Below are 22,882 nucleotides of genomic sequence, written 5' to 3'. Positions count from 1 at the left end.
CTTAAGCCATGCGGTCACCGCCGCCTTTCACGCTTATCTGCGAAGAACCTTTTTTTATGCGCGGCGGGGAAATCCGTCCGCCAATGAACGCCAAAGGCGCAAATGAAGATGACTGCTTCTGGGGGAGTCGGCATCGCCTCCGGGTATCGGGCGACCCAACTTAGGCGGTCACAGCTCGACGCGGTAATTAAAAAAGTAGTCCGCCAAGGAACGCAAGGAAACACAAACAAGAGGCAACCAGGCCGGCGTCTCTGACCCTTTAGTAATTTGCGCTTTTTGCGTCTATTTATGGCCTGACTTGATTAGGCGCGCCGTCGCCGCGCCGAGAACACGGCCGGGCCGGCGATCAGGATGATCAGCACGCGCAGCATGTTGTGCACGGTCACGAAGGCGGGCTCGATACCGAGCGCCAGCGCGATCAACGAGATGCCGGACATGCCGCCCGGCGAAAAGGCCAGAAACAGGGCTTCCAGATCGAGCCCGGTCAAGGCGCGCAGGCCGAAGGCGAAGCCGGCCGAGACCAGCAGCATCACCAGGGTCGCGCTTACCGACAGGGCCAGCCCGCGGCGGACTTCGGCCAGGCTGGCACCGGCGAACTGGGCGCCGATGGAACTGCCGAGCACGACTTCCGCCACAAGAATCGGCGCGCTGGGTACGTGTACGTTGGTCAGCCCGGTAATCTGTACCAGGCCCATGGCGAGCAGCGGCCCGATCATGATGGCGCCGGGCAGGCGTAGCACCTTCGATGCCGCGGCGCCCACCAGGCCGACCGCCACCAGCACGCCCCAGTGGCGCAGCGAGACATCGGCGAGCGTGACATAGCGGTGGGCGGAGCCCGCGCCATGGCCGACTAACAGATGGAAGCCGAGTACCAGGGCAAAAACCACCAGCACGATACGCACGGCGTGCATCAACGCGATTACGCGCTCGGCGCCGCCGTATTCGCCGCCAATGACAGTCATCGCCATGAAGCCGCCGGGTGCGGCGGAGAAATAAGCGGTGGGCGCGTCGTAGCCGCCCACGCGCCGGAAGTACAGATACTGCGCCGTGGTCACCACGCCGACATAGACCACCACGGCGGCCAGCGAGACCGGCCAGCGGACGAGATGGGTGAGAATGGCCGGCTGCAGCGTGGCGCCGATCATCAGCCCGAGCACGACCAGCACGACGTTGCGCAGCCATTTCGGGATGGTGGCGGTCACGCCGCTCATCACGGCGATAGCGGTGCCGGTGATCGCGCCCAGCAGCCATGGCATGGGCAGATGGGCGAGGGCGAACACGCCACCGCCGGCCGTGGCCGAGGCCAGGGCCGCGGCGTGCGCGCGCAGCCCGGCGAGTCGTCTGGTTTGGCTCACGCTCTAATGCGTCAGCGAGGGCAGCCAGAGCGCGATCTGGGGGAAGATGATCACCAGCGCCAGGCCGACCAGCCCCATCAGGGCGTACGGCAGCGAACCGCGCAGCACGTCGGTGATCGTGTAGTCATCGGACAGCGATTGCACCACGAACAGGTTCATGCCGACCGGCGGTGTCACGGCGCCGATTTCCATGTTGATGACCAGAATCACGCCGAACCAGATCAGGTCGATGTTCAGCGCCTGCAGTGCCGGCAACAGAATCGGCACCGTCACCAGGATCGCCGCCGAGGCATCCATGAACATGCCGAGCACGAGATACAGCACGTTGATCGCGATCAGGAACTGCCACTGGGCGAGCTGCAGGCTGTCCAGCCAGCTCGCCACGTCCTGCGGCACGCGCAGCAGCGACAGCGTATTGCCGAACACCGAGGCCCCGGCGATCAGCATGAGAATCATCGCGCTGGTTTTTACACTGTCGAGCGTGGCCAGCCCGAGCAGCCGGGCGCCCAGCGTGCGCTTGACCCCAAAGGTCAGGACCAGCGCATAGGCGACGCCGATCGCGGCGGCTTCGGTCGGCGTGGCCAGCCCGGCATAGATACTGCCGAGCACCACGACGATCATGGCGAGGCTGCCCAGCATGCCGAGAGTGAGCGGCGGGATTTCGTCGCCGGTCTCGGCGCCGCGCGCCGCCGGCGCCGTCGGACTGGCGGCCGGGGCGAACGAGCCGCCGGCGGTGCGCGCAACGGTGTAGACCGCAAACAACAGCGCCAGCATCAGGCCCGGCAGAATGCCGGCCAGGAACAGCTTGCCTACCGAGGCGCCGGTGACCAGCGAGTAGAGAATCAGAGAAATACTCGGCGGGATCAGGATGCCGAGGCTACCGGCCACGGCAACGGCGCCCGCGGCCATGCGTTTGTCGTAGCCGCGCTTGATCATCTCGGGAATGCTGATCGAGCCGATGGTGGCGGCGGTGGCGGTGGACGAGCCGGAAATAGCAGCGAAGATCGCGCTCGCCAGAATGGCGGCGATCACCAGCCCGCCGGGCAGACGTCGGGTCATGCGCTGGGCGAAATCGAACAGATCCCGCCCGGCCTCGCCCTTGAGCATGATCTGGCCCATGAAGATATACAGCGGGATCGCGATGATCACGAACGAGTTCACGTCCGAGTACGAGATCTGGGCCAGGGCGTTCATGCCCGGATCGATGCCGATCGTGAGCATGTAGCCGAGCACGCCGCTGATCAGCAGGGCGATCGCGATCGGCACGCCCAGGATCAGCAAGGCGAACAAGGCCACGAGCATCAGGATGAAATGCATAGTCGGCTACCGGAAAAACGCGGAAGTGAAAAAAAGAGAGGTTGGCTGTGCGGGACGAACCCGCCGATCAATCGGCGGGTTCGGTACTCGCGGGCGCGCTGCCGGCGAGCAGTGCCAACAGCTTGTGGATCTCGGCCGCCAGCCAAGCCGCGCCGCCGACCGGCAGGGCGAGCTTGGCCACCCAGACTGGCCACTGGGCGATATCCAGGGTCTTCTCGTTGAACATCCAGCTGCTATGGAATTGCGTCCATCCGGAATAAACGAACACCGCGAGAAAACCGGCCACGAGCACGAAGCGCAGAAGTGCCAGCACGATCGCGCCGCGGCCGAACAGATGCTCGAGCGAAATGCCCGAGGTGACGTGCGAGCCGCGATAGCCCGTATAGGCCGCGCCGACAAAGGCGAGCCAGATCAGGGCGAAATTATCCAGGTCATAGGTCCAGGAATTGTCGATCGACATCGAACGCAGAGTAATACCGAGCAGCACCGAGGCTGTCAGCGTTAGCGTGATCGCGGCCGCTATGACGCCGGCCGCAACGCCGACCCAGCCGAACACGGCGGCGGCCCCGGCCAGGGCCGGGCGCCGCGTGCTGCCGGCATGCGAGAGAGAGGAACGCTCGCTGCTCATGATTCGATCCCGGGGCTACTTCGACGACGCGTCGATGTCGTGCAGGATCTTCTTGCCCTTGGCGCCCGCGTCCTTGAGATAGTTCTTACGCGCCTGGGCCTGGGTCGCTTCCTGCCAGGTCTTGAGCTGGGCATTGGTCGGGCGATAGACCTGATTGCCGTTTTTCTTCATCAGGGCGATATCGTGCTTGAACTCTTTCTCGATCGCCGCCACGGCGTCGCCTTCGGTGCTGGCCACGGCCTTCTTGATCAGATCGCGCTGCTCCGGCTTGAGGCTCATCCACCACTGGCGGTTCACCTGGACCGGGTAGACCAGCGGCGCATAGTGAATCGCGGTGACATATTTACCGACTTCATACCACTTGCGTGAAACGATCGACGACAGGCCCGAGACACCGCCGTCCAGCGTGCCGCGCTGCATGGCGGTATAGACCTCGCTGGAATCCATCGCCACCGGCGTCGCGCCCTGAGATTTCAGGAATTGCGCCGACAGCTTGCCCTCGGAGCGCAGCTTCAGGCCCTTGAGATCGGAGGGAACCTTCACCGGGTGCTTGTTATTGATGTAGCTCAGCGCGTAGCCGTAGAAGCTCCAGCCGATGACCTGCGTGCCGAAGCGGTTCAGCTCGTGATTGACGTCCTGACCGAGCGGGCCGTGCAGTTTCTTGAGCAGGCTCGAGGCATCGTCGACCAGAAACGGAATGGTGTCCCATTGCAGGGCCGGCGCCTGATTGGACCACCAGTGCATGCCGCTGATGACCATATTGGCCGTGTTGTTGGCCACGCCCTGACCGATGTTCGACTCCTTGAGTAAGGAACCGGACGGGAAGGTCTGGACGTCGATGCTGCCGTGGCTCATCGACTTGATCTTGTCCGCGATCTCCTGGCCCTGATCGGCCACCGCGGTATTCGGCGGCATGTACCAGGCCAGGCGCACGGTCAGGTCCGCGGCGCTAGCGGTATGGCTGGTTGCAGCAAGAGCGGCGCCGCTGATCACGGCTGTGAGCACAGCCGCACTTAATTTCTTTCCCCGCACTATAGTTCTCCCTTTGTTTGGTCGATGTTGCATAAACGACGGTTTCGCCGCTTATTACTTTTATATCGCGCTTCTACTTACTGTTATTTTCCAAAGCCATTATCAATAATTGTTATTGAAATTCCGCTGTTATCTACCGAAGTGATTATTCAAATACATGGCTTTTGATTGTTGCAATACAGCTTCGATCCTCAGCTACATCCCAGGCGCTACGTCGGAGCCGTGCGCATGGTGTGGATGCTGTTCTTACTATTGCAGCCCGCCTGAACTGCGAATTGCCACGTGCATCGATAATCCGCGTCTGTATTACAACTATAGGCGACCTGCTATCTTGTAAGTTGCGCAAGTCTGCGGTTTTCGTTGTCGATCATCCTCGGTTAATACGTTTTAAAGCCTTTCTGGACTGTCTTTATGCTAGGCGTACAAGCTGTCATCAACCTGTCATCCACGCTGTCGGCGCGCAAACTTTAGTCGTATGCGCCTGCTGTTGATCGAGGATGACCGACTGATCGCACAGTCGGTGTACGCCGCACTTACCGCGATCGGCAATACCGTCGATGTAGTCGCGACATATGCGGCAGCCAGCAATGCGCTGGCCCGTGACCACTTTGATCTATGGCTGCTGGATCTGGGATTGCCCGACGGCTGCGGTCTAGATCTATTGGCTGCTCGCCGCAGCGCCGGTGAGACGACTCCTGTGCTTATTCTCACCTCGCGCGACGATATCGACGACCGGGTGCGCGGGTTGGATCTGGGCGCCGATGATTATCTGGCTAAGCCGTTCTCGCTAGCCGAATTGGAAGCTCGCGTGCGCGCGCTGCTGCGGCGCAGTCAGCAACGCCTGGATAACCGACTTAGCCTCGGCGTCATCAGCGTCGACTCTGTACACGGCACCGCCAGCGTTAACGATGAGTTACTCGAACTCCCGCGGCGCGAGCTACGGCTACTCGAAGGCCTGCTTTTGTATGCCGAGCGCACCGTGCCGCGCGAAACATTGGAACGACGCCTGTTCGGTTTTGATGAAGTCGGCCCGAATGCCCTGGAAGTCTATATTAGCCGTCTGCGCAAACGGCTGGCTGGTAGCGGTGTGGCGATTCGTACGCTGCGCGGTCTTGGCTATCGAATCGAACGCGACTCCAGCCCCATGAACTAATTCCGCGATGGTCGAGATCACTCGCAGTCTGCGATCGCGTTTAGCCGGCTGGTTGCTGTTGGGCGCCACCTTGCTTGGCACATTGTTGTTGGTCGACGCCTGGATCAACGCTCATGCCGAGGCCAATCGTGACTATGACGCGCAGCTCCGAGCCGCGGCCCTGACCATTGCCGACGGTATCCGCTGGCGTGACGACCAGCCGGTGGTGTCGATACCGGCCGCCGCACTGCGTATTCTCGCCGGCGAGCATCAGGAACGCGTGTTCTACAGTGTGTTTACTCAAGACGGCCGCCGGTTAGGGGGTAATCTCGCGCTGCCGATCAAACCCGCGTGGCAGAAAAGTGCGCGGCAGAGTTCGGTTTATCTGGATACCTCTTTCGAGAATGTCAGTTGGCGTCTGCATGGACAAAGCTTCGAGCTGGCTGGCTGGTCATCCAACGAGTCATTGCAAATATGGGTTGGCCATACCAACGCCGGTCGCCGTACATTGGCCAATCACCTATTCATGCCGGCGCTGATCCGATTTATCGTATTTCTGATGGGCGCTGCGTTGTTCGGCGGGCTCGCCATCCGCAGCGCATTGAGGCCCCTGCATCGCCTGCGCGATCAACTGCGAACTCGAGCGGCCGACGATGTGACGCCGTTGAGCGCGCGCGTACCCGGCGAGCTCAGCGAATTGGCCAAGACACTCGATGACCTGCTGACCCGCCAGCGAAATGCGCGCGCCCAACTACTGCGTTTTGTCGCGGACGCCAGTCATCAACTCAAGACACCGCTGGCGGGGCTGCAGAATGCCAGTGAATTGGCACTGAAAGAATCGCATCCGGCTGCCTGGCACCGGGCGTTACAGCAGATCCACGGCTCGGCGGATCGCACGAGCCGGCTGGCCCGGCAGTTACTTAATTTCACTCGGTTGCGCCATGTGCCATCAAGCCCCCCGGCATCGATCGACCTGGTTGCACTGGCGGCGGACTGCACGCGTGAATGGGCTGATGCGCCGTCTGCGTTCCGACACGATCTGGGCTTCGCAGCTTTTGACCGCGCCACGGGTCCGGTCAAGGGGGAAGCTTGGGCGCTACGCGAGTTGATTGGCAATCTCATCGACAACGCCCTGCGGTACACACCCGCGGGTTGCGCCATCACCGTCGGCGTCCGCCGGCGGGGGCAGAACGTCGAACTGAGTGTCGAGGACGACGGGCCCGGTGTCGACGAGGCCCTCATCGCTCGGCTCGGCCAGCCCTTCGAGCGGGCAGGTCGTACTGACGAACATGGCTCGGGGCTCGGGTTGGCCATCGTACGCTCGGTCATCGATCGACATCAGGGCCGTCTGCACATCAGCAACCGTGACGGTGGAGGGCTGCTTGTGTCGGTTTGCTTGCCGATGAGTGGTCAGCCGCCGGAGCGCACCTCATGAGGAAAACTCGATACCGGGTCTCTCGATGGGCGTTGCCCTGCGCCGTTCTGCTTATGGGGTTGGCCTGGTTATCGGCGACCGGCAGGGCGACGCCTGCATCCAGCTCTAAGTCCCGTACACCGCTGATCGTTGTCGCAGCACTCGATCGAAGTGCAATTCAGCCGGTGCTTGACGCCTTTAGTGCAACTCACCCGAGTATCTCCCTGAACTATCAGGATCTGTCGACTCGGGAAGTGAATAGGCGGATCCGCGATTCTGACAATCCGCCGGACGTAGTCATCAGCTCGGCTATGCCATCCCAGATGTCGCAGGTGAATGCCGGCTATGCACAAGCACTGTCGACCCGCGAAACACGCGCTTGGCCCGCCCGCGCAAAATGGCGCGACGAAGTCTTCGGTTTCACCTTCGAGCCCGTCGTATTTGCTTATCGTCGGGATCTGGCAAACCGAATGAGCCCACCACAGTCGCACGGCGCTCTGTATCGCGCGCTGCAGGTGCCTGATTCGCCGCTGGCGAACGGTCATATGGCGCTCTACGATCCAGCACGCAGTGACGTTGGCTACGCGCTCTACCAGGCCGATGCCGGCTATACCGCCCGTTTCTGGCAACTGGTTTCGGCGATGGGCAAGGCTCAGGCCGTGCAGGTCGGCACCACTCGGACGATGCTTGAGGGGCTATCCAGCGGGCGCTTCGTATTCGCCTACAATCTGATCGGTTCCTACGCGCTGCGCTGGGCGAAGACACATCCGGAGATCGTGGTGCGGTTCCCGCGTGACTACACGTTAGTGTTGAGCCGGATGGTATTCGTACATCGTCAAGCGCGCCATCTCCACGCCGCGGTGCAATTCGTCGATTTTCTGCTCAGCCATGCCGGCCAGAAGATTCTGGCCAATGACACGCCATTGTTCAGCCGCCGCAAGGACGTGAGTGGTCCTTACAGCGCGTGGCGATTACGCGCCGAAGTAGGCGACCATCTGTTCCCGATCCCCATCGATGCCGGGTTGATGGCGATCTCCGACCCGCAGAAACGACGCACTTTCCTGCGACGCTGGCAGCGGGAATACCAGGATCAGACACAACCCAATGCATCCAGTTCGGCGCCACCGCGCGAACACTGATGTGTAACGCGACCTCAGAAGTTTGATATCCAGTTCAATGTCGGATATCTGTCTTTTTAAAATTTTAAATAAAATCCGTGAATAGCGATTCGTTCGCTCAATCCCGAACCGCCCACGAAGGAACCGGTATGCGGTGGCTCATGATCTGACACGGCTTGCGATCCGCAGTCGTCGATATCGCCCTGGAAAACAGGGTCTCGTGGCGCGATCTACGGTGTAGCAGGGCCGGCGGAGTCACGACTCTGAAAGCGCCTTGTATCGTTTTCAGTTGTCCACTGGCTGATCAAGAAATTTCCCACGCATCAGCTTGAGGCGCGCGCGCTGGGCGTTGCGAATATGCGCCCGGGCCGCCGCCTCCGCGCTGGCTTCATCACGCGCATTAAGCGCCTCGATCATCGCCTGATGTTCGGCATGCGCCGTGTCGTAGCGCCCCTCGACCTGTAGCGAGGTGCCACCGAGCAGGGCCATCGAGTCGCGCAGACCGAGCAGCGCGCGTTCCAGGAAACGATTGTGGGCGGCACGGTATAGCGACGCATGGAATATCCGATTGAGCTCCGCCAGGCGCTCCGGTTGCTCGGCGAAAGGTGGTTCGGAGGCCACCAGCTCGGCCAGTTCCTCGATCTCGGCGGCCGAGGCATGCCGGGCCGCGAACGCCGCGGCCGATCCTTCCAGGATTTCGCGCAGATCGTACAGCTCCATGGTCTGCTGATGATCCAGCGAAGCAATCACCGCGCCCTGATGCGGCACGATCGAAATGAGCCCCTTGCTTTCCAGACGTCGGATAGCCTCACGCGCCGGCGTGCGGCTGATGCCGAAGCGCTCGGCGATCTCCACCTCGCGCACGCGCGTGCCCGGTGCCAGCGCCCCGGACTGGATCGCTTCCTTGAGCTGCAGGTAAGCCGCTTCGCCGCGAGATACGTTATTCGCCATGTCCCCTCGTGTGTCGCATTCGTGCCTGTTTTTTCGACAGCTTATAACATCGCGGGTCGCGGTCAGTGGCGGGCGGCCGCACGCTGCTCGTGGGCGTGGCGCACGAGCGCGGCCACGCGGTGCAGGCCGTGCACAAACTTGCCGTACGGGAGGCTGATGAACAGCGCCGCGACGATGCCCAGATGAATCGTCAGCGCCAGGCCCATCGCCGGCGTGGCGCGGAGCACCAGTACGGCCAGGCCCGACGCGCTGGTAGCCAGCAGCATCACGATGAACACCAGCCCGATATCGGCCGAGCGATTGCGGCTACGCGCCGAGGCTGGACGCCCGGTCAATAACCCGATCGGGCCGGCGATCAGGCCGAGGCCGCCGGCCACGCCGAGAATCACCACCGGATGCCAGATCGCATACGGGGCCTCGTAGCCGAGGTAATGACAGACCGTAGCGAGGCTGGTCGAAGCCAGGCACAACAGAAAACCATAGGCCGTGGCGTGGTGACACCATCGCCGATGGTCGCTCGGCCGGCCGGAAACGCCGGTACAGCCCGGCCCGCCGCCGTGCAGATAACGCAGCGTGGCGGTATCGTGGATCGCTTGGCCGATCGAGCCGGGCTCCAGGGCTTCGCCGGAATGCGAGGCGCGCCAGAAGCGGCGCACGCTCAGCGCCATGGCTAACACGGCATAGCCCAGCAGCGCGCCGAAGATCGCGACCAGCACGCCGTGCGGGATCAACCGGTAGAAGGCGCCGTCGCCGGTATAAGTGGCGAACATCGCACCCGCGGCATGCCAGCCGATCACGCCCGTGATGAAGGCGGCAACGAAAACGACTGCCGTGAGCCCGATCCAGAATGCGTTACGCTGAAACAACCCGGCAAACGCCGCCGGCCAGACATAACGCTGGTAGGAGTTCTCGCGCAGATCGGCCATCGCCTGCGGCACGTTCACGCCGAATTCGTGCGGTGGGGCGTACTGACAGGCGTCGTAGCAGGCGCCGCAGTTGTGGCAGAGATTCGACAGATAATCGACGTCCTCGCCGGCGAACGCCCGCCGCAGCTCCATTGCCGGAAATACGGCACACAGCCCTTCGCAGTAACGACAGGCATTGCAGATCGACATCTGCCGCGCCGCTTCGTCCTGGTTCATGCGGGCCAGGTCGGCGAGGTTGAAATCCGATGTATTCACTTCAGACATGGGTCGCGGCTCCTTCGCCGGCCAGCCGGCCGAAAACACTACCGATGGTCATGCCGATGCCGGCCAGATAACCCTGGCCGAGGACGTTGCCGGCCATGATCTCGCCGGCGGCATAGAGATTGTCGGCCGGGGCGCCGTCAGCCATCTGCATCCGCGCTGTTCGATCCACCTTCACCCCTAGATAGGTAAAGGTGATGCCGCAGCGCAGGGTATAGGCGTAGTAGGGCGGGGTATCGATCGGGCGTGCCCAATGCGACTTGGGCGGGTCGATGCCCTCGGTATGGCATTCGTCGTAGGCCGTGTGATCGAAATGCCCGACCTGGCAGGCGGCGTTGAATTCGTCGATCGAGGCGCGCACCGCTGCCGGATCGAGGCCGACCTTCTGAGCCAGTTCCTCGATCGTATCGGCTTGTTCTGGCGCGAATACCGAGGGCATGAACAGCTTGATCGATTTCGAATCGATGAAGACATGGCCGACCTGTTCGGGCTGGGCGGCAACCAGACGGCCCCAGATGGCATAGCGTTTGGGCCAGAAATCCTCGCCCTCGTCGTAAAAGCGCTGGCCGTTGGCGTTGAGCACCACGCCGAATGGCACGCAGTCCAGCCGGGTCACGATGCCGCCGTCGAACTTCGGCGCGCGGCCGTCGATCGCCACGGCATGGCCCTGGGTGGCATCGCCGACCTGGGCCACCCCCTTGTCCAGCAACAGCCGCAACAGCTCGCCGCGATTGTAGGGGGTGCCGCGAATCAGAAAATTGGCGGCCGCCGGCCCCCAGGCCTCGGTCAGCCATTCGATATTGGCCTCGAAGCCGCCGGAGGCCGCTACGAAAGCCTTGGCATGGATCGTCTCACGGGTGCCGCCATGCTCGACGGTGGCCGATTCGAAGCGCCCGTTCTCCATGGTCAGATCGACCACGGTGGTGTCGTAGCGCACGACGGCGCCCAGCCGCTCGGCGGTGCGATACAGGGCGTTGAGCAGCGTCTTGCCGCCGCCCAGAAAGAAAGCATTGGTGCGTCCGAGCGAGAGCGTGCCCCCGAGTGATGGCTGATACCGCACGCCCTGGTCGTAGAGAAAATCCCAGAGCTCGGCCGACTTTTCCAGCGTCATGCGCGCCAGTTCCCGGTCGGTGTTGCCGTTAGTGACGCGCAGCAGATCCTCCCAGAATTCATCGACCGGATAAGGCCCGGTCAGGATCTCGTTGCCAGCGCCATGGGCGACACGCATGTTGCGGGTATGGCGTGTATTCCCGCCCCGATACGACGCCGGGGCGCGTTCGACCACCAGCACCGAAGCGCCCGCGCGCGCTGCCGTAATCGCCGCACATAAGGCGGCATTGCCGCCGCCGGCAACGAGCACGTCGTACCCCGCCTTGTTGTTATCCATGATTGTCGACCCGCTCTAATCCTGTCTCCAATTCGAGTTATACAATTGTATACATATAAATACAAACCAAACGAGCACGACGAATCTCCGCCCCGGTATCCGCCGGGGTTCGTCTTCTGGGCGTGGCCCTCAGATACAGTCGGGGATTAGCGCGCGGGCCTCGGCCACGAGTGCGGCGACCAGTTCGCTGGCCGGCATGGCGCGTGCGAGCCCGGCGGCCTGGCCGGCCCACATCGACAGGAATTCGGGCCGCGATTGCCGCGCTGCGGCGGCGCGGATGTCTTTGGTCCAGGCATTCTGTTCGGGGTAGTCGGGCAGAGCGTCGTCGCTGTGCTCGAAGGTCTCGATGAAGCGGTTGCGCAAGCCTCGAGCCGGTTTGCCGGAAAAGGCCGCCGTAAGCGTGGTGGCCGTGTCGGCCGCGCCGGGGAGTGCGGCCTTATGTTCGGGTTTGGCCCCGGACTCTTCGGTCGCGAGAAAGGCCGTGCCCATTTGGACCGCGGCCGCGCCAAGGCAATGCGCGGCGGCGATGCCGCGCCCGTCCATGATGCCGCCGGACGCGATCACCGGACGCGCGATCGCATCGACGATCTGGGGCACGAGCGCCAGGGTGCCCACGGCGGAGCGCTCGAAATTATCCAGAAAACTGCCGCGGTGGCCGCCGGCCTCGAAGCCTTGGGCGACGACGGCGTCGACGCCGGTGGTCTCCAGATAGCGCGCCTCGGCGACCGTGGTCGCGGTGCCGATTACGAAACAGCCGGCATACTGGAGTCGGCTCACGCGTTCCGGGGCGAGCGCACCGAAAGTGGTGCTCACCACGGCGGGCGCCGCGTCGACCAGGACTTCAAACTGACCCTCGAAATCCGGTGCTACCGGGCCGACCTCTGACGGTGTCTCGATACCGAGTTCGCTACGAAAATCGGCCATACGCCGGTTGGCCCGGGCCACACGCCCCGGGTTGGGCGTATACGCGCCGGGCACGAATAGATTGACGCCAAAGGCGCGGCCGGTCGCGCTGCGCACCGCGCCGATGGCGGCCTCGAGCGACGCCGGACTCAGATAGCCGGCGCCGATGCAGCCGAGCCCGCCGGCATTGGATACGGCGGCCACCAGCGCCGGCGTGGTGGGGCCGCCGGCCATCGGGGCCTGAATCAGGCCATGGTCGAGATTGAGTCGAGCGGCGAGCGCGTGTTGCATGACGGGCGGTCGCGGGTGAGTGGTGCACCCGAGTGTAACGATCCAAGCGCCGGTTGCGCCCCGAGACGATCGCCGCGGCGGCCCGGCGTGTCGAACCGCCGCGAGGTCGTCGCTGGCTAACCGGCGGCCGGCAGCAGCGTCAGCAACAACACGCCGAAGATGATGCGATAGACCGCGAAGACGGTGAATCGACGGGTCTGGATATAGTGCAGCAGCCATTTCACCGAAATGAACGCCACGATGGTCGAGACCACGAAGCCGATGGCCACGGCGGTCCAGTTCACGTTGTCGATCTGGCCGTGGTGGTACTTGTCGAACAGCTCATAGCCGCTGGCGGCAAACATGGTCGGAATGCCGACGAGGAACGCGAACTCGGAGGCCGCGCTGCGGTTGTTGGTGCCGGCCAGCAGCGCGATGAAGATGGTCGCGCCGGAACGTGAGGTGCCGGGGAACAGGCCGGCCACCATCTGTGCGATGCCGACCAGAATCGCCACGGTCCAGGTGACCTTCGACGAGGCTGGGCGTCGCGCTGCAATCTGTTCGGCCGCAATCATCCAGAACCCGCCGATGATCAGCGCCCAGGCGACGCCGTTGAGCTGGGTCGGCAGCTGGAAGCCGTGCTTGACCGCGATCAGCCCGAGCACGGCGGTGATCAGGAAAGCGACGATCAGCTTGGCCAGATAATCGCGTTGTGCCGGATCGCGCCAGCTGGACAGCAGCGCGACGATGCGCTGCCGATAGATCAGACAGACCGCCAGAATGGCGCCCGCCTGAATGACGATGTTGAACAGATCCGAGCGCTGGCCGAGCCAGCGTTCGGCGATAAGCAGATGGCCGGTGCTGGAGATCGGCAGGAATTCGGTAATGCCTTCGATGATCCCGAGCAGCGTAACGTTGAGCAAATCCGTCAAAGCATCGCCCTCAAAAAGCGCCTAGCTTACCTGAGCACTCCGTTCGGGCGTGAGACATAACGGCGGTCACGCGGTCAGGCGCAGCTCTTCGTCTTCCGGTGTGCGGACCGTGCCGAGAAAATGGCGGGCATAGCGGGGCGACAAGCGGGCCACGTCGACATGCATGAATACGTCGGCCACACCAAAGTCCGGGTCGTAGCAGGGCGGGCCGCCGACGCGTGCGCCCAGGCGCAGGTAGGCCTTGATCAACGGCGGCAGACGCACGGCGCGCGCGAGGCGGTTGGAGGCGGCCGGCAGCGCTCGTTTCGGGGCCACCCGACTCGTGGCGGAGACCGGCTGGCGCGCCAGGATGTCGCGGCAGATGGCGTGAGCGCGGTCCAGACCGTCGCGCAGATCGATGCTGGCGCAGCCGATCAGGTGATCGTAATCGTCGGCGCGGATCAGATCGGCCAGGCCGTTCCAGAGCACGGCAATCGCGCCGCCGCTGCGATGCGCGGCGTCCACGCAAGTCCGTCCGATTTCCAGAAATCGGCCCGGCGTGGCCAGGATGCGATCGATATCGAACTCGGCCGCGGAATAGAAGCCGCCGGCGGCGATCGCGGCTTCGTGGGTCAGAATCCGGGTGCTGGCGATGGCACGATCGGTGGCGCGCTCGCGCACGATCAGGTGCAGACAGTATTCGTCCAGCGCATCGGTTTCGATGCCGGCGGGGCCGGGCTCGATGCGGGCGCCCATCTCCTCGACGAACACCCGATGGCGCAGGGCGAGACTGTCGAGTACGTCGTGCTCGTTCTGGGCGAAGCTGTAGTAGTAACCGCGGGGCACGCGTTCGGTACGGGGTGCGAGGGACATGCGATGGCCTCCAGAGACCGGATGAACGGCCCCGATTCTCGTCGCGCCATGTGATGACTCGATGACCTTCGTATGACCGCCTGGTGACGGATACGCGTCATCGCGCGGTCATCAAGCATTGCTATGTCTGGGCAAAACCCCGGATATCGTCATCATGTCGGACCTGACCCTTCTCTGGCGGTTATGGCTGACCAAACCGCGCCAGATCGCCACCTGGGCACCGAGCAGCGATGCCGTGGCCGCCGCTTTCGTCGACGCCATCGCCACTGCGCCCGACGAGGGCACGATCGTCGAGCTCGGGGCCGGCACAGGGCCGGTCACGGCCGCGATACTGGCGGCCGGCATCGCGCGCGAGCGCCTGTGTATCGTAGAATCGGATGCCGAACTCGCGGCCCATCTGCGTCGCCGCTTCGGGCGCGACGTGATCGCGCGGGCGGATGCGCGGGCGCTCGAGCCTTTTTTCGAAGCCCGTCGGATCGAGCGCATCGCCGCCATCGTATCGACCCTGCCGATTCTCAATTTCGGGCTGACGGCGCAACGCGCCGTGCTCGACGATTGCTTCGAACGGGCCGCCCCCGGCGCGGCCTTCACCCAGATCACCTATCTCCCGGGGTCGCCCGTGCGTCAGCGGCATCTGCGACTGTGGGGATACCGCGCCGAGCGCTATCGACGCATCGCAAACAACTGGCCGCCGGCCACGCTGTGGCAATACCGGGCCAATGAAATCAAGCCTTGCGGTGATCGCTATCGAGATATCTGCCTTGGCCGATTAAACTCGGATTGATCGTCCTCTGGAGGGCGCGGTCTCATGTCCGCATCGGTCGCTATCCGGCGTCGTCGCCGTTTTGTTGTCGCGTTGAATGCCGCAACGCTGGCCGTTGCGTTTGCCGCCATGGCCTCGCTGTTGTGCGCGGATGGACTCACGCTCGCCGAAGCGGTGATCGGGCTCGGCTTAATGCTGAGCATGCCGTATACGGTGCTCGGGTTCTGGAATGCCGTGATCGGGCTGGTGCTACGCCACGGCTGGCCGGAGACGGTCGACGCCATGCCCGGCGTGGCCGAACTGACCACGGCCGCGGCGCCGCCGGTCCCGGACGGCCATACCGTGCTGGTGGTGACGCTGCGTAACGAAACGCCGGCGCCCGTGTTCGAACGGCTGGCGCGCATGCGTGAGTCGCTGGCAGCGATCGGCGTCATCCATCGCTTTACGTTTGCCGTGTTGAGCGATTCGGACGCGCCCGATGTCATCGCCGCCGAGCAAGCGGAATTCCGGGCTTTCGCTGCCGGCGCGGCCACCGACGAAGCGGCACCGTTTTATCGCCGGCGTGAGCGCAATACCGGCTATAAGGCCGGCAACATCGCTGAATTTCTGGACGACCGCGGCGCGGCGTTCGAGTATTTTATCCCGCTGGATGCCGACAGCCTGATGTCGGGCGAGGTGATCGTGCGTCTGGTGGGCGTCATGCAGGCCCGGCCGACTATCGGGATTCTGCAGAGTCTGGTCGTCGGCATGCCGAGCGAGAGCGGTTTCGCCCGCGTCTTCCAGTTCGGCATGCGGCATGCCATGCGTGCGTTCACGACCGGAGCGGCGTGGTGGACGGCCGACTGCGGCAGCTATTGGGGCCATAACGCCGTCATCCGCGTGGCGCCTTTCCGCGCGTACTGCCGGTTGCCCGAGTTATCGGGGCGGCCGCCGCTGGGCGGCGCGATACTCAGCCACGACCAGGTCGAGGCCGCCTTCATGCGGCGTGCCGGCTACGAGGTGCGGGTGGTGCCGGTCGAAACCGATAGCTATGAGATCAACCCACCGACGCTGTTGGATTTCATCCGGCGCGAGCTGCGCTGGTGCCAGGGCAACATGCAGTATCTGCGCCTGCTGACGACCCCCGGGCTGGAGCCGGTCAGCCGGTTCCAGCTGGTGCAGGCGATCGGTATGTATCTCGCGCCGGCCGCCTGGATCGCGATGATCGCCGCCAGTTGTATCGGCGGCGTGCTGGGTGATCTCAGTCTGGGCAGCGTGACGCTGGGCCTGACGCTTTTCGTGGCTGTTTTCGGGCTGGCGATTGCGCCGAAGATCGCGGGGGTGATCGATGTGCTGCTGTCGCATCGCGGCACGGCGCGCTATGGCGGCGCGCTGTTGTTCGCGGCGTCGGTGGCCGTGGAATTGCTCTGGTCGACTCTCATCGCACCGGTGGTGGCGTTATCGATCACGCTGTTTCTGCTGGGCTTGCTGTTCGGGCGCACCGTCGCCTGGGGCGGGCAGAATCGGGATCGGCTGGATATTCCCTGGCGCGATGCGTGGCCGCCGCTGGTGCCGCATACGCTGGCGGGAATCGCCGTCGCGACGACGTTGTGGATCGCGGCCGGGGCCGGCGCGGCGCTCTGGGCCGCGCCAATCATCATCGGTCCGACCATGGCCGTGCCGTTGACGGTGTGGAGCGGACGCCGGACGGTCGGCGCTGTCATGCAGCGCCGCCGGCTGTGTCTTATCCCGGAGGAACGAGACCGGCCGGCGGTGCTGGCAGCACGGCGCGCCGACGTGGCATGACGAGCGCGCCGAGGGCGCCGGCCGGAAAGGCCGGCAACCCCAGAGGGTCGACTAGCGCCGCATCACGGTGCCGTCGTCGTCCAACAGCGGATAGCTGCCCTGTTCGTCATGCGACTCGGGGCCGACCAGTGCCGGCGAGAAGGCACAGATGACGGTCATGCCTTTTTCGCTCGACAGGATGTGCTGCTGGTTCTTGTCCAGCGCATACAGTACGCCGGGCTTGAGCTCCCATTCGCCGCCTTCGGTCAGGTCCTGTATCTTGCCCTCGCCCTCGATGCACAGGACGGTCTCCTTGTGGTTCTTGTACCACATGTGGAGTTCCTTGCCGGGCTTGATATACGTCTCGTGCATGGAATGGCCCATGCCGTCGGCACGCAGGGTGTAGCGCCGGCTGATCCATTTGTCGTCTTCGACGGCGTCGTTCTTGGCGTCTTCGTGGGTACGAATAAGCATTGTGCTCTCCTTTATTGCGGAGTAGAGAAAATGGGTCGGGATCGCCGGCCCGGATGAACGGATCAACAGGTCGCGATCCGCGAACCGTAGAGCTGGAAGCCCAGGTCGGTCAGAAAGTTCGGTGTCACATGACGCTGGAACAGCAGAATCATGTCGGAGCCGCCGAACAGGAAGTAGCCGAATTCGTCGCCCTTGGCGACGTCGCGATCGCGTGCGGCCGTGAGGTTGATCGAGCCGACATGCGACATGCCGACCGGCACCAGGCCGACCAGACCGATATCGCCAGCGTCGGACTCCCGCGTATCGAGGATCACCACGCCGCGGGTCTGGCTGAATTCGTAGCCGGTGGTGGCATCGTCGTGCGAATTGAAGCCGCCTTCGCCGAGGCTGACCTTGAGATAGGCCCGGCCGTCGACGGTGAACGCTTCGCGGACATGCCCGGCGGCGGGCAGGTGATAACGGTGATAGGCCGAGGGGGGCAGGGCGTAGTGCACGAACGTGCCGCCCGCGAACGCATCGGCATACGTGCTGCCGTCGAGCAGTTCGGCGACATCGCCGTAGGCATGCGTGCGTTTGACGCGCGTGGCGGGGATCTTCGAATCCTCATCGATGGCGAACTGGCGCTGGTAGCCGCAGTCGGCCGCCGAGGTCAGAACGTGGTTGTCCTGCGGCGCGTCGATCGGTCGCAGCCCGCTGTTGAGCTGGCGGGCGAAGAACTGGTTGAACGTCAGCCAGCCGCTCGGCTGGTTCGGCTTGCCATCGATCAGCGATTCCTCGATCCGATACTGCGGCGCGTTCTTGACGAACGATTCCAGGATCTCTTCGCTGAACGAGGCGGGTGTGTCGAGAAACGCGCCCCAGTCGCGGGCGCATTCCAGCAGCCAATCGCGAAACCAGTCGACGTTCTCGATGATCGCGCTCGAATCGTCGCCGACGTTCTGGTCGATCAGCCAGAAGAAATGACAGAGTCGATCGTAGACTTCTTGATCGTGTCGCTCGCGGTCGGAGTCCGCGTTCTGCCAGGCTTCGTGGTCCGATTGGTAGGGAATCCAGCGCAGAAAGTCGGCGACGTAAGCCGTATAGCCGTTGAAGTCGGTGGGCCAGGTCAACGCCTCGAACAGCGGTTCGCGCAGTTCTTCGGCCGCGCGCTCGCGCGCCTCTTTCAGCGATTGTTCGAGCAGAGCGACGAAGTTCTGTTCGTCGCGCTCGATATGATCGTGCAGATGCCGGATCACACGGTCGGTGTCGTGGGCTGGCATGTTCTCGGCGTCCGGGCCCGGCGATATCGCGGTACTGGCATTACGGCTCATGACAACACTCCGGCGGCAGGGGCGGCGGCATTCGGCTGATCGGGGAAAACGGCCGGGTGGGCGTCCATATAGGCCTGACAGGCGTTCATCACGCGGACGTCGTCGTAACGGCGCGCGACCAGCTGGAAACCGATCGGCAGGCCGTTGTCGGTGAAGCCGCAGGGCACAGAGGCGCCGGGTTGGCCGGTGAGATTGAACGGATAAGAGAAGTTGGCCCACTCCTGCCAGTCGTGCATATCCGAATCCGGTGGCACCTGGTGGTTCACCGCAAAGGCCTCGAGCGGTAGCGTCGGCGTGAGCAGCAGGTCGTAACCTTCGAAAAAGCGCGCCATGTGCGCGTTCAGGCGTACGCGGCCGTCGATCGCCTGGTACAGATCGACCGAGGACCACGCCTCGGCGCGGCGTGCGTTTTCGGCCAGCCCCGGGTCGAGCTGGTCGCGGCCGGCTTCGTCCAGGTTCTCCCAGATCTGGCGCGCGCCGGTGAACCAGTACTTGCGATAGATATCGATTGGTTCCTCGATGCCCGGATCGGCGTCGACGATCTCGGCGCCGAGGGCTTCGAGGCGCCGCGCCACGGTATCGATGACGCCGGCGATCTGCGGATCGACATCGGCAAAGCCGAGTGTGCGCGAATAGGCGATGCGAACACCGGCCAGCGTCGGCTCGATCTGTTCGCCCCAATCGGCCGGCTGACGGCCGCGCGAATAGGCATCGTCCGGGTGATGCCGGCCGATGATGTTGAGCATCGTGGCGGCGTCGCGCGGCGAACGCGTCAACGGGCCGATGCTCGCCAGCAGGGCGGATTTGGACGGCGGCCACTGCGGTGTCCACCCGAAGGTCGGTTTGAATCCGAACACGCCCGAAAACCCTGCCGGAATACGAATGGAACCGCCGGAATCGCTGCCCTGGTGCAGCACGCCCATGTTGAGCGCGGCGGCCGAGGCCGCGCCGCCGGACGAGCCGCCCGAAGTTTTTTCGCTATTCCAGGCATTGCCGGTGGCGCCGAACACGCGGTTGTCGGTCACCCCTTTCCAGCCGAATTCCGGCGTATTGGTCTTGCCGAGAATCACGGCGCCCGCATGGCGCATGAAATCCGCCGGCGGCGAGTCGTAATCGCAGAGCTCGTCCGACGTGGTCAACGAGCCGGCGCGGGCGGGCATGCCGGTGACTTCGGCCAGATCCTTGATCGACGAGGGCACGCCGTCGACCGGGCTGAGCGGTTCGCCGCGCGCCCATCGCTCGGCCGACTCGCGCGCCGCGCGCATCGCGCCGTCACGGTCGATATGGCAATACGCATTGACCGTCGTATTGAAGCAGTCGATACGGGCCAGGGCGGCTTCGGTGGCTTCGACCGGCGAGGCCTCGCCGCGGGCATAGAGCGCCCGCAATTCATGGGCGCCAAGCTGACCGAGATCGTTGGATTCCGACATATGTCCCTCGTTGCTGTGAAATGAAGGCGGCTCTTCAGCTACGCCACTTGGCCCACATCTGTTTGAAGGATTCGCTAATGATGTGCGCCGACTCCGGGTCGCCCTTCACCATCGACGACAGAAAGCTCTTGGCCTGATCAAAGCTGATATGCGGGGGTAGCGGTGCGACCTCCGGATCGGTATAGGCGTTGATCACCACTGGGCGATCGGCCGCCAGCGCGGCGTCCCATACCGGGCCGATATCGTCGGGCGAGGCGATGCGCAGGCCCTTCAGGCCGAGGAGCTCGGCGTATTGATCGAAGGCGAAGTCCGGCAGGTCCTGGGAGGTTTCGAATTTGGGATCGCCCTCCATGACGCGCTGCTCCCAGGTGACCTGGTTGAGGTCCTGGTTGTTGAGCACCAACACGATGGCGGTGGGGTTGGCCCACTCGCGCCAGTACTTGGCGATGGTCAGCAGCGCCTGGTTGCCGCTCATCTGCATCGCGCCGTCGCCGACCATGGCAATACCCGGTCGGTCGGGATAGGCGAACTTGGCCGCGGTGAGATAGGGCACGCCGTTACCCATCGAGGCCAACCCGCCGGAGACCGAGCCGATCATGCCGCGCCGGATCTTGAGATAGCGCGCATACCAGTTGGTGGCCGATCCCACGTCGCAAGCCAGCATGGCGTCGGTGGGCAAGCGCTCGGACAGGGCGGCGAAGACGGCTTGCGGGTTCACCGGGTCGGCGCTCACCTCGGCGCGTTCGGCCATGGTGTTCCACCAATCCCGGGTTTTCTCGATCAACTGGGTCTGCCACTTGCGATCGGTCTTGCGTGCCACGCGTTGGTTCAGCGCGGCGACCGTCGCTTTGGCATCGCCCGCCAGATTGACCTCGGTCGGATAACGCAGGCCGAGCGCTTCTGGATCGATATCGATCTGAACCGCGCGGGCCTGATCGCTCGCGGGTAGAAATTCGGCATACGGGAAACGCGTCCCGATCATCAGCAGCGTGTCGCAGCCGGCCATCATGTCGGCGCTCGGTTCGGTGCCGAGCAGTCCGATGGTACCGGTCACGTAGTCCACGTCGTCCGGGATCATCGTCTTGCCGAGGATTGCCTTGGCGATGCCGGCGCCGAGCGTATCGGCCAGTGCGATCACTTCATCGGCCGCGTCCTTGACGCCAGCCCCGGTCAGAATGGCAACACGCTCGCCGGCATCGAGAATCTTCGCCGCGGCGTCGAGATCGGCCTCGGCGGGGATCGCGACGGGATGGTTGTAACCGATGCCCGAGAACGTCGCGCCATGCGCGGCCGGCGGTTCTTGCATCGGTGCATCCTGAACGTCGGCGGGCACGATGATCGCCGTCACCGCGCGCCGGCCGATCGCAATGCGCATCGCCTGGTCGACCAGATGCCGGGCCTGGCGTGGGTCGGACACCATGTGCACATAGTCGTCGGCCACGTCCTTGTACAGCGAGATCAGATCGATCTCCTGCTGGTAATCGGTGCCGATGCTCATGCGCGACTGCTGGCCGACGATCGCGACCGCCGGTACGTGGTCCTTCTTGGCGTCGTACAGCCCGTTGAGCAAATGGATCGCGCCCGGCCCGGAGGTGGAAATACAAACGCCCGGCGTGCCGGTGAACTTGGCGTGGGCGCTGGCCATGAACGAGGCCAGTTCCTCGTGGCGCGGCTGAATCAGGCGTGGGCCGTGCTCGGCGCGGCGCAGTCCGGCCATGACGCCGTTAATGCCGTCACCGGAATAGCCGTAGCAGCGCGTCACGCCCCAATCGTGCAGGCGCGATACGATGAAATCTCCAACCGTCTGGGACATAGTAGATATCCGCATCGAATAGCGGTCCCACCGTAGGCGCAATGCGCTGCCTGCCCAATCCGTGACTATCCTTAAGGTTTTTTGCCCCACGCCGGGTCCGGAGAAGTGACGCCAACCGGCGACATGCGGGCAAATACGGGGTTCTACGGGGCGCGTCTGCTGCTAGCCTTGGCACACCACATGCAAGCGGTAGATGCGATGGAACCGCTGGTTCATATCGTCGACGACGACGATGCGGTGCGGCATTCGCTTCGTTGTTTGCTCGACTCGATCCAGATCGAGAGTGCCGAATATCCGACCGGTCGGTCGTTCGCCGAGCGCGAGCGCGACTCGCGCCCGGGCTGTGTCCTGCTGGACCTGCGAATCCCGGACATGAGTGGCCTGGATATTCAGCGTTCGTTGGCAGAAGAAGCACAGCACCTGCCGGTCATCTTCATGACCGGCTATGGCGACGTCGAGGCCTCGGTATCGGCGATGCGCGAAGGCGCGGCGAATTTTCTGACCAAACCGGTCAACGGCGAACTGCTGCTGGCCGAGGTGCGCGACTCGATCGAGCGCAGCCGCGAGATTCTCGCCGAGCATCAACATTGCGAGAGTGTCTGTGCGCGTATGTCACTGCTCACGCCGCGTGAAGCCGATGTGCTCGAGGAAGTGGTGGCCGGCTGGTCGAACAAGCATGTTGCCCGGCGCCTGGGCATCAGCCCGAAAACGGTCGAGCTGCACCGGGCCAACGTGATGAACAAGATGCGCGCCGGCTCGCTGGCCGAGCTCGTCCGGTTGCATCTCACGGCCACGGGTGAATCGCCGAGTTCATTGCGCAATCGAGGGCCGGAACGGCGGCGTTAGTTGC

20 protein-coding genes are annotated in these 22,882 nt (G+C 63.8%); 6 read left to right on the top strand and 14 right to left on the bottom strand.

From position 1 onward, the window contains the following. Positions 1–302: 302 nt before the first annotated feature. The 4 genes from C41B8_RS01630 to C41B8_RS01615 form a co-directional block, all read right to left on the bottom strand. A complete protein-coding gene (locus C41B8_RS01630) occupies positions 303–1,355 on the bottom strand; it encodes an AbrB family transcriptional regulator (RefSeq protein ID WP_051882678.1) in 1,053 nt (350 codons plus the stop codon). Positions 1,356–1,358: 3 nt separating this feature from the next. Continuing rightward, positions 1,359–2,672, bottom strand: a complete 1,314-nt coding sequence (locus C41B8_RS01625) for a TRAP transporter large permease (RefSeq protein ID WP_037333026.1) — start codon at positions 2,670–2,672, stop codon at positions 1,359–1,361. 67 nt (positions 2,673–2,739) lie between these two features. Next, the gene (locus tag C41B8_RS01620; RefSeq protein WP_037333024.1) at positions 2,740–3,300 is read right to left on the bottom strand and encodes a TRAP transporter small permease; all 561 of its coding nucleotides are present in this window, start codon (positions 3,298–3,300) and stop codon (positions 2,740–2,742) included. 15 nt (positions 3,301–3,315) lie between these two features. Beyond that, entirely contained in the window at positions 3,316–4,332 is a 1,017-nt protein-coding gene (locus C41B8_RS01615) for a TRAP transporter substrate-binding protein (protein WP_198024994.1), read from the bottom strand. A gap of 475 nt (positions 4,333–4,807) precedes the next feature. On the opposite strand from C41B8_RS01615, the gene C41B8_RS01610 reads away from it, so the two are divergent. From C41B8_RS01610 to C41B8_RS01600, 3 genes are read left to right on the top strand one after another with little or no spacing between them, the layout of a single operon-like run. Further along, positions 4,808–5,485 (top strand): response regulator, encoded by a 678-nt coding sequence (locus tag C41B8_RS01610; protein WP_037333020.1) that lies wholly within the window; start codon positions 4,808–4,810, stop codon positions 5,483–5,485. Between the two features lie 7 nt (positions 5,486–5,492). Continuing rightward, a complete protein-coding gene (locus tag C41B8_RS01605) occupies positions 5,493–6,899 on the top strand; it encodes a sensor histidine kinase (RefSeq protein ID WP_037333018.1) in 1,407 nt (468 codons plus the stop codon). Between the two features lie 53 nt (positions 6,900–6,952). Then, positions 6,953–8,017, top strand: a complete 1,065-nt coding sequence (locus C41B8_RS01600; RefSeq protein WP_037333016.1) for an ABC transporter substrate-binding protein — start codon at positions 6,953–6,955, stop codon at positions 8,015–8,017. A 264-nt stretch (positions 8,018–8,281) separates the two neighbouring features. Here the strand turns inward: C41B8_RS01600 and C41B8_RS01595 are convergent, their stop codons facing one another. From C41B8_RS01595 to C41B8_RS01570, 6 genes are all read right to left on the bottom strand, one after another. Beyond that, a complete protein-coding gene (locus C41B8_RS01595; protein ID WP_051882677.1) occupies positions 8,282–8,947 on the bottom strand; it encodes a GntR family transcriptional regulator in 666 nt (221 codons plus the stop codon). Positions 8,948–9,009: 62 nt separating this feature from the next. Next, positions 9,010–10,137 (bottom strand): tricarballylate utilization 4Fe-4S protein TcuB, encoded by a 1,128-nt coding sequence (tcuB, locus tag C41B8_RS01590; protein ID WP_198024993.1) that lies wholly within the window; start codon positions 10,135–10,137, stop codon positions 9,010–9,012. Then, positions 10,130–11,521: an FAD-dependent tricarballylate dehydrogenase TcuA gene (gene tcuA, locus C41B8_RS01585; RefSeq protein WP_037333014.1), complete on the bottom strand. Its 1,392-nt coding sequence runs from the start codon at positions 11,519–11,521 to the stop codon at positions 10,130–10,132. The genes tcuB and tcuA overlap by 8 nt, the downstream gene beginning before the upstream one ends. Before the next feature lie 129 nt (positions 11,522–11,650). After that, positions 11,651–12,715: an NAD(P)H-dependent flavin oxidoreductase gene (locus C41B8_RS01580; protein WP_037333012.1), complete on the bottom strand. Its 1,065-nt coding sequence runs from the start codon at positions 12,713–12,715 to the stop codon at positions 11,651–11,653. 116 nt (positions 12,716–12,831) lie between these two features. After that, on the bottom strand, positions 12,832–13,626 hold the full coding sequence (locus C41B8_RS01575) for an undecaprenyl-diphosphate phosphatase (RefSeq protein ID WP_037333011.1): 795 nt from the start codon (positions 13,624–13,626) through the stop codon (positions 12,832–12,834). Between the two features lie 66 nt (positions 13,627–13,692). Then, positions 13,693–14,478 (bottom strand): GNAT family N-acetyltransferase, encoded by a 786-nt coding sequence (locus C41B8_RS01570; RefSeq protein WP_051882675.1) that lies wholly within the window; start codon positions 14,476–14,478, stop codon positions 13,693–13,695. 154 nt (positions 14,479–14,632) lie between these two features. Between C41B8_RS01570 and C41B8_RS19220 the strand changes: the two genes are divergently transcribed. Both C41B8_RS19220 and mdoH read left to right on the top strand, forming a co-directional pair. Further along, positions 14,633–15,262: a class I SAM-dependent methyltransferase gene (locus C41B8_RS19220; protein WP_156962369.1), complete on the top strand. Its 630-nt coding sequence runs from the start codon at positions 14,633–14,635 to the stop codon at positions 15,260–15,262. A 24-nt stretch (positions 15,263–15,286) separates the two neighbouring features. Next, the gene (mdoH, locus tag C41B8_RS01560; RefSeq protein ID WP_037333009.1) at positions 15,287–17,026 is read left to right on the top strand and encodes a glucans biosynthesis glucosyltransferase MdoH; all 1,740 of its coding nucleotides are present in this window, start codon (positions 15,287–15,289) and stop codon (positions 17,024–17,026) included. 51 nt (positions 17,027–17,077) lie between these two features. On the opposite strand, the gene C41B8_RS01555 is transcribed toward mdoH, so the two are convergent. From C41B8_RS01555 to C41B8_RS01540, 4 genes are all read right to left on the bottom strand, one after another. Next, complete coding sequence (locus C41B8_RS01555) at positions 17,078–17,479, bottom strand: ectoine synthase (RefSeq protein WP_051882671.1); 402 nt, start codon at positions 17,477–17,479, stop codon at positions 17,078–17,080. A 62-nt stretch (positions 17,480–17,541) separates the two neighbouring features. Continuing rightward, on the bottom strand, positions 17,542–18,789 hold the full coding sequence (locus tag C41B8_RS01550; protein WP_198024992.1) for a phosphatidylserine decarboxylase: 1,248 nt from the start codon (positions 18,787–18,789) through the stop codon (positions 17,542–17,544). Next, on the bottom strand, positions 18,786–20,219 hold the full coding sequence (locus C41B8_RS01545; protein WP_037333007.1) for an amidase: 1,434 nt from the start codon (positions 20,217–20,219) through the stop codon (positions 18,786–18,788). Before C41B8_RS01545 ends, C41B8_RS01550 begins: the two co-directional genes overlap by 4 nt. A gap of 34 nt (positions 20,220–20,253) precedes the next feature. After that, complete coding sequence (locus C41B8_RS01540) at positions 20,254–22,032, bottom strand: thiamine pyrophosphate-requiring protein (protein ID WP_037333005.1); 1,779 nt, start codon at positions 22,030–22,032, stop codon at positions 20,254–20,256. A gap of 198 nt (positions 22,033–22,230) precedes the next feature. On the opposite strand from C41B8_RS01540, the gene C41B8_RS01535 reads away from it, so the two are divergent. Beyond that, positions 22,231–22,878 (top strand): response regulator transcription factor, encoded by a 648-nt coding sequence (locus tag C41B8_RS01535; RefSeq protein ID WP_084188372.1) that lies wholly within the window; start codon positions 22,231–22,233, stop codon positions 22,876–22,878. The last annotated feature ends 4 nt before the right edge of the window (positions 22,879–22,882 follow it).

Origin of the sequence: Salinisphaera hydrothermalis C41B8 (assembly GCF_000732535.1) — a bacterium.
GTDB lineage: Bacteria > Pseudomonadota > Gammaproteobacteria > Nevskiales > Salinisphaeraceae > Salinisphaera > Salinisphaera hydrothermalis.
Note: the sequence above shows the minus strand (reverse complement) of the source record. Positions and strands in the feature narration are given on the sequence as shown.

Coding starts and splice junctions, on each gene's coding strand:
- tcuB (WP_198024993.1), bottom strand. CDS start 10,137: ATGTCTGAAGTGAATACATCGGATTTCAACCTCGCCGACCTGGCCCGC.
- C41B8_RS01555 (WP_051882671.1), bottom strand. CDS start 17,479: ATGCTTATTCGTACCCACGAAGACGCCAAGAACGACGCCGTCGAAGAC.
- C41B8_RS01580 (WP_037333012.1), bottom strand. CDS start 12,715: ATGCAACACGCGCTCGCCGCTCGACTCAATCTCGACCATGGCCTGATT.
- C41B8_RS01605 (WP_037333018.1), top strand. CDS start 5,493: ATGGTCGAGATCACTCGCAGTCTGCGATCGCGTTTAGCCGGCTGGTTG.
- C41B8_RS01545 (WP_037333007.1), bottom strand. CDS start 20,219: ATGTCGGAATCCAACGATCTCGGTCAGCTTGGCGCCCATGAATTGCGG.
- C41B8_RS01600 (WP_037333016.1), top strand. CDS start 6,953: ATGGGGTTGGCCTGGTTATCGGCGACCGGCAGGGCGACGCCTGCATCC.
- C41B8_RS01540 (WP_037333005.1), bottom strand. CDS start 22,032: ATGTCCCAGACGGTTGGAGATTTCATCGTATCGCGCCTGCACGATTGG.
- C41B8_RS01620 (WP_037333024.1), bottom strand. CDS start 3,300: ATGAGCAGCGAGCGTTCCTCTCTCTCGCATGCCGGCAGCACGCGGCGC.
- C41B8_RS01570 (WP_051882675.1), bottom strand. CDS start 14,478: ATGTCCCTCGCACCCCGTACCGAACGCGTGCCCCGCGGTTACTACTAC.
- C41B8_RS01625 (WP_037333026.1), bottom strand. CDS start 2,672: ATGCATTTCATCCTGATGCTCGTGGCCTTGTTCGCCTTGCTGATCCTG.
- C41B8_RS01550 (WP_198024992.1), bottom strand. CDS start 18,789: ATGAGCCGTAATGCCAGTACCGCGATATCGCCGGGCCCGGACGCCGAG.
- C41B8_RS01595 (WP_051882677.1), bottom strand. CDS start 8,947: ATGGCGAATAACGTATCTCGCGGCGAAGCGGCTTACCTGCAGCTCAAG.
- C41B8_RS01610 (WP_037333020.1), top strand. CDS start 4,808: ATGCGCCTGCTGTTGATCGAGGATGACCGACTGATCGCACAGTCGGTG.
- C41B8_RS01535 (WP_084188372.1), top strand. CDS start 22,231: ATGGAACCGCTGGTTCATATCGTCGACGACGACGATGCGGTGCGGCAT.
- mdoH (WP_037333009.1), top strand. CDS start 15,287: ATGTCCGCATCGGTCGCTATCCGGCGTCGTCGCCGTTTTGTTGTCGCG.
- C41B8_RS19220 (WP_156962369.1), top strand. CDS start 14,633: ATGTCGGACCTGACCCTTCTCTGGCGGTTATGGCTGACCAAACCGCGC.
- tcuA (WP_037333014.1), bottom strand. CDS start 11,521: ATGGATAACAACAAGGCGGGGTACGACGTGCTCGTTGCCGGCGGCGGC.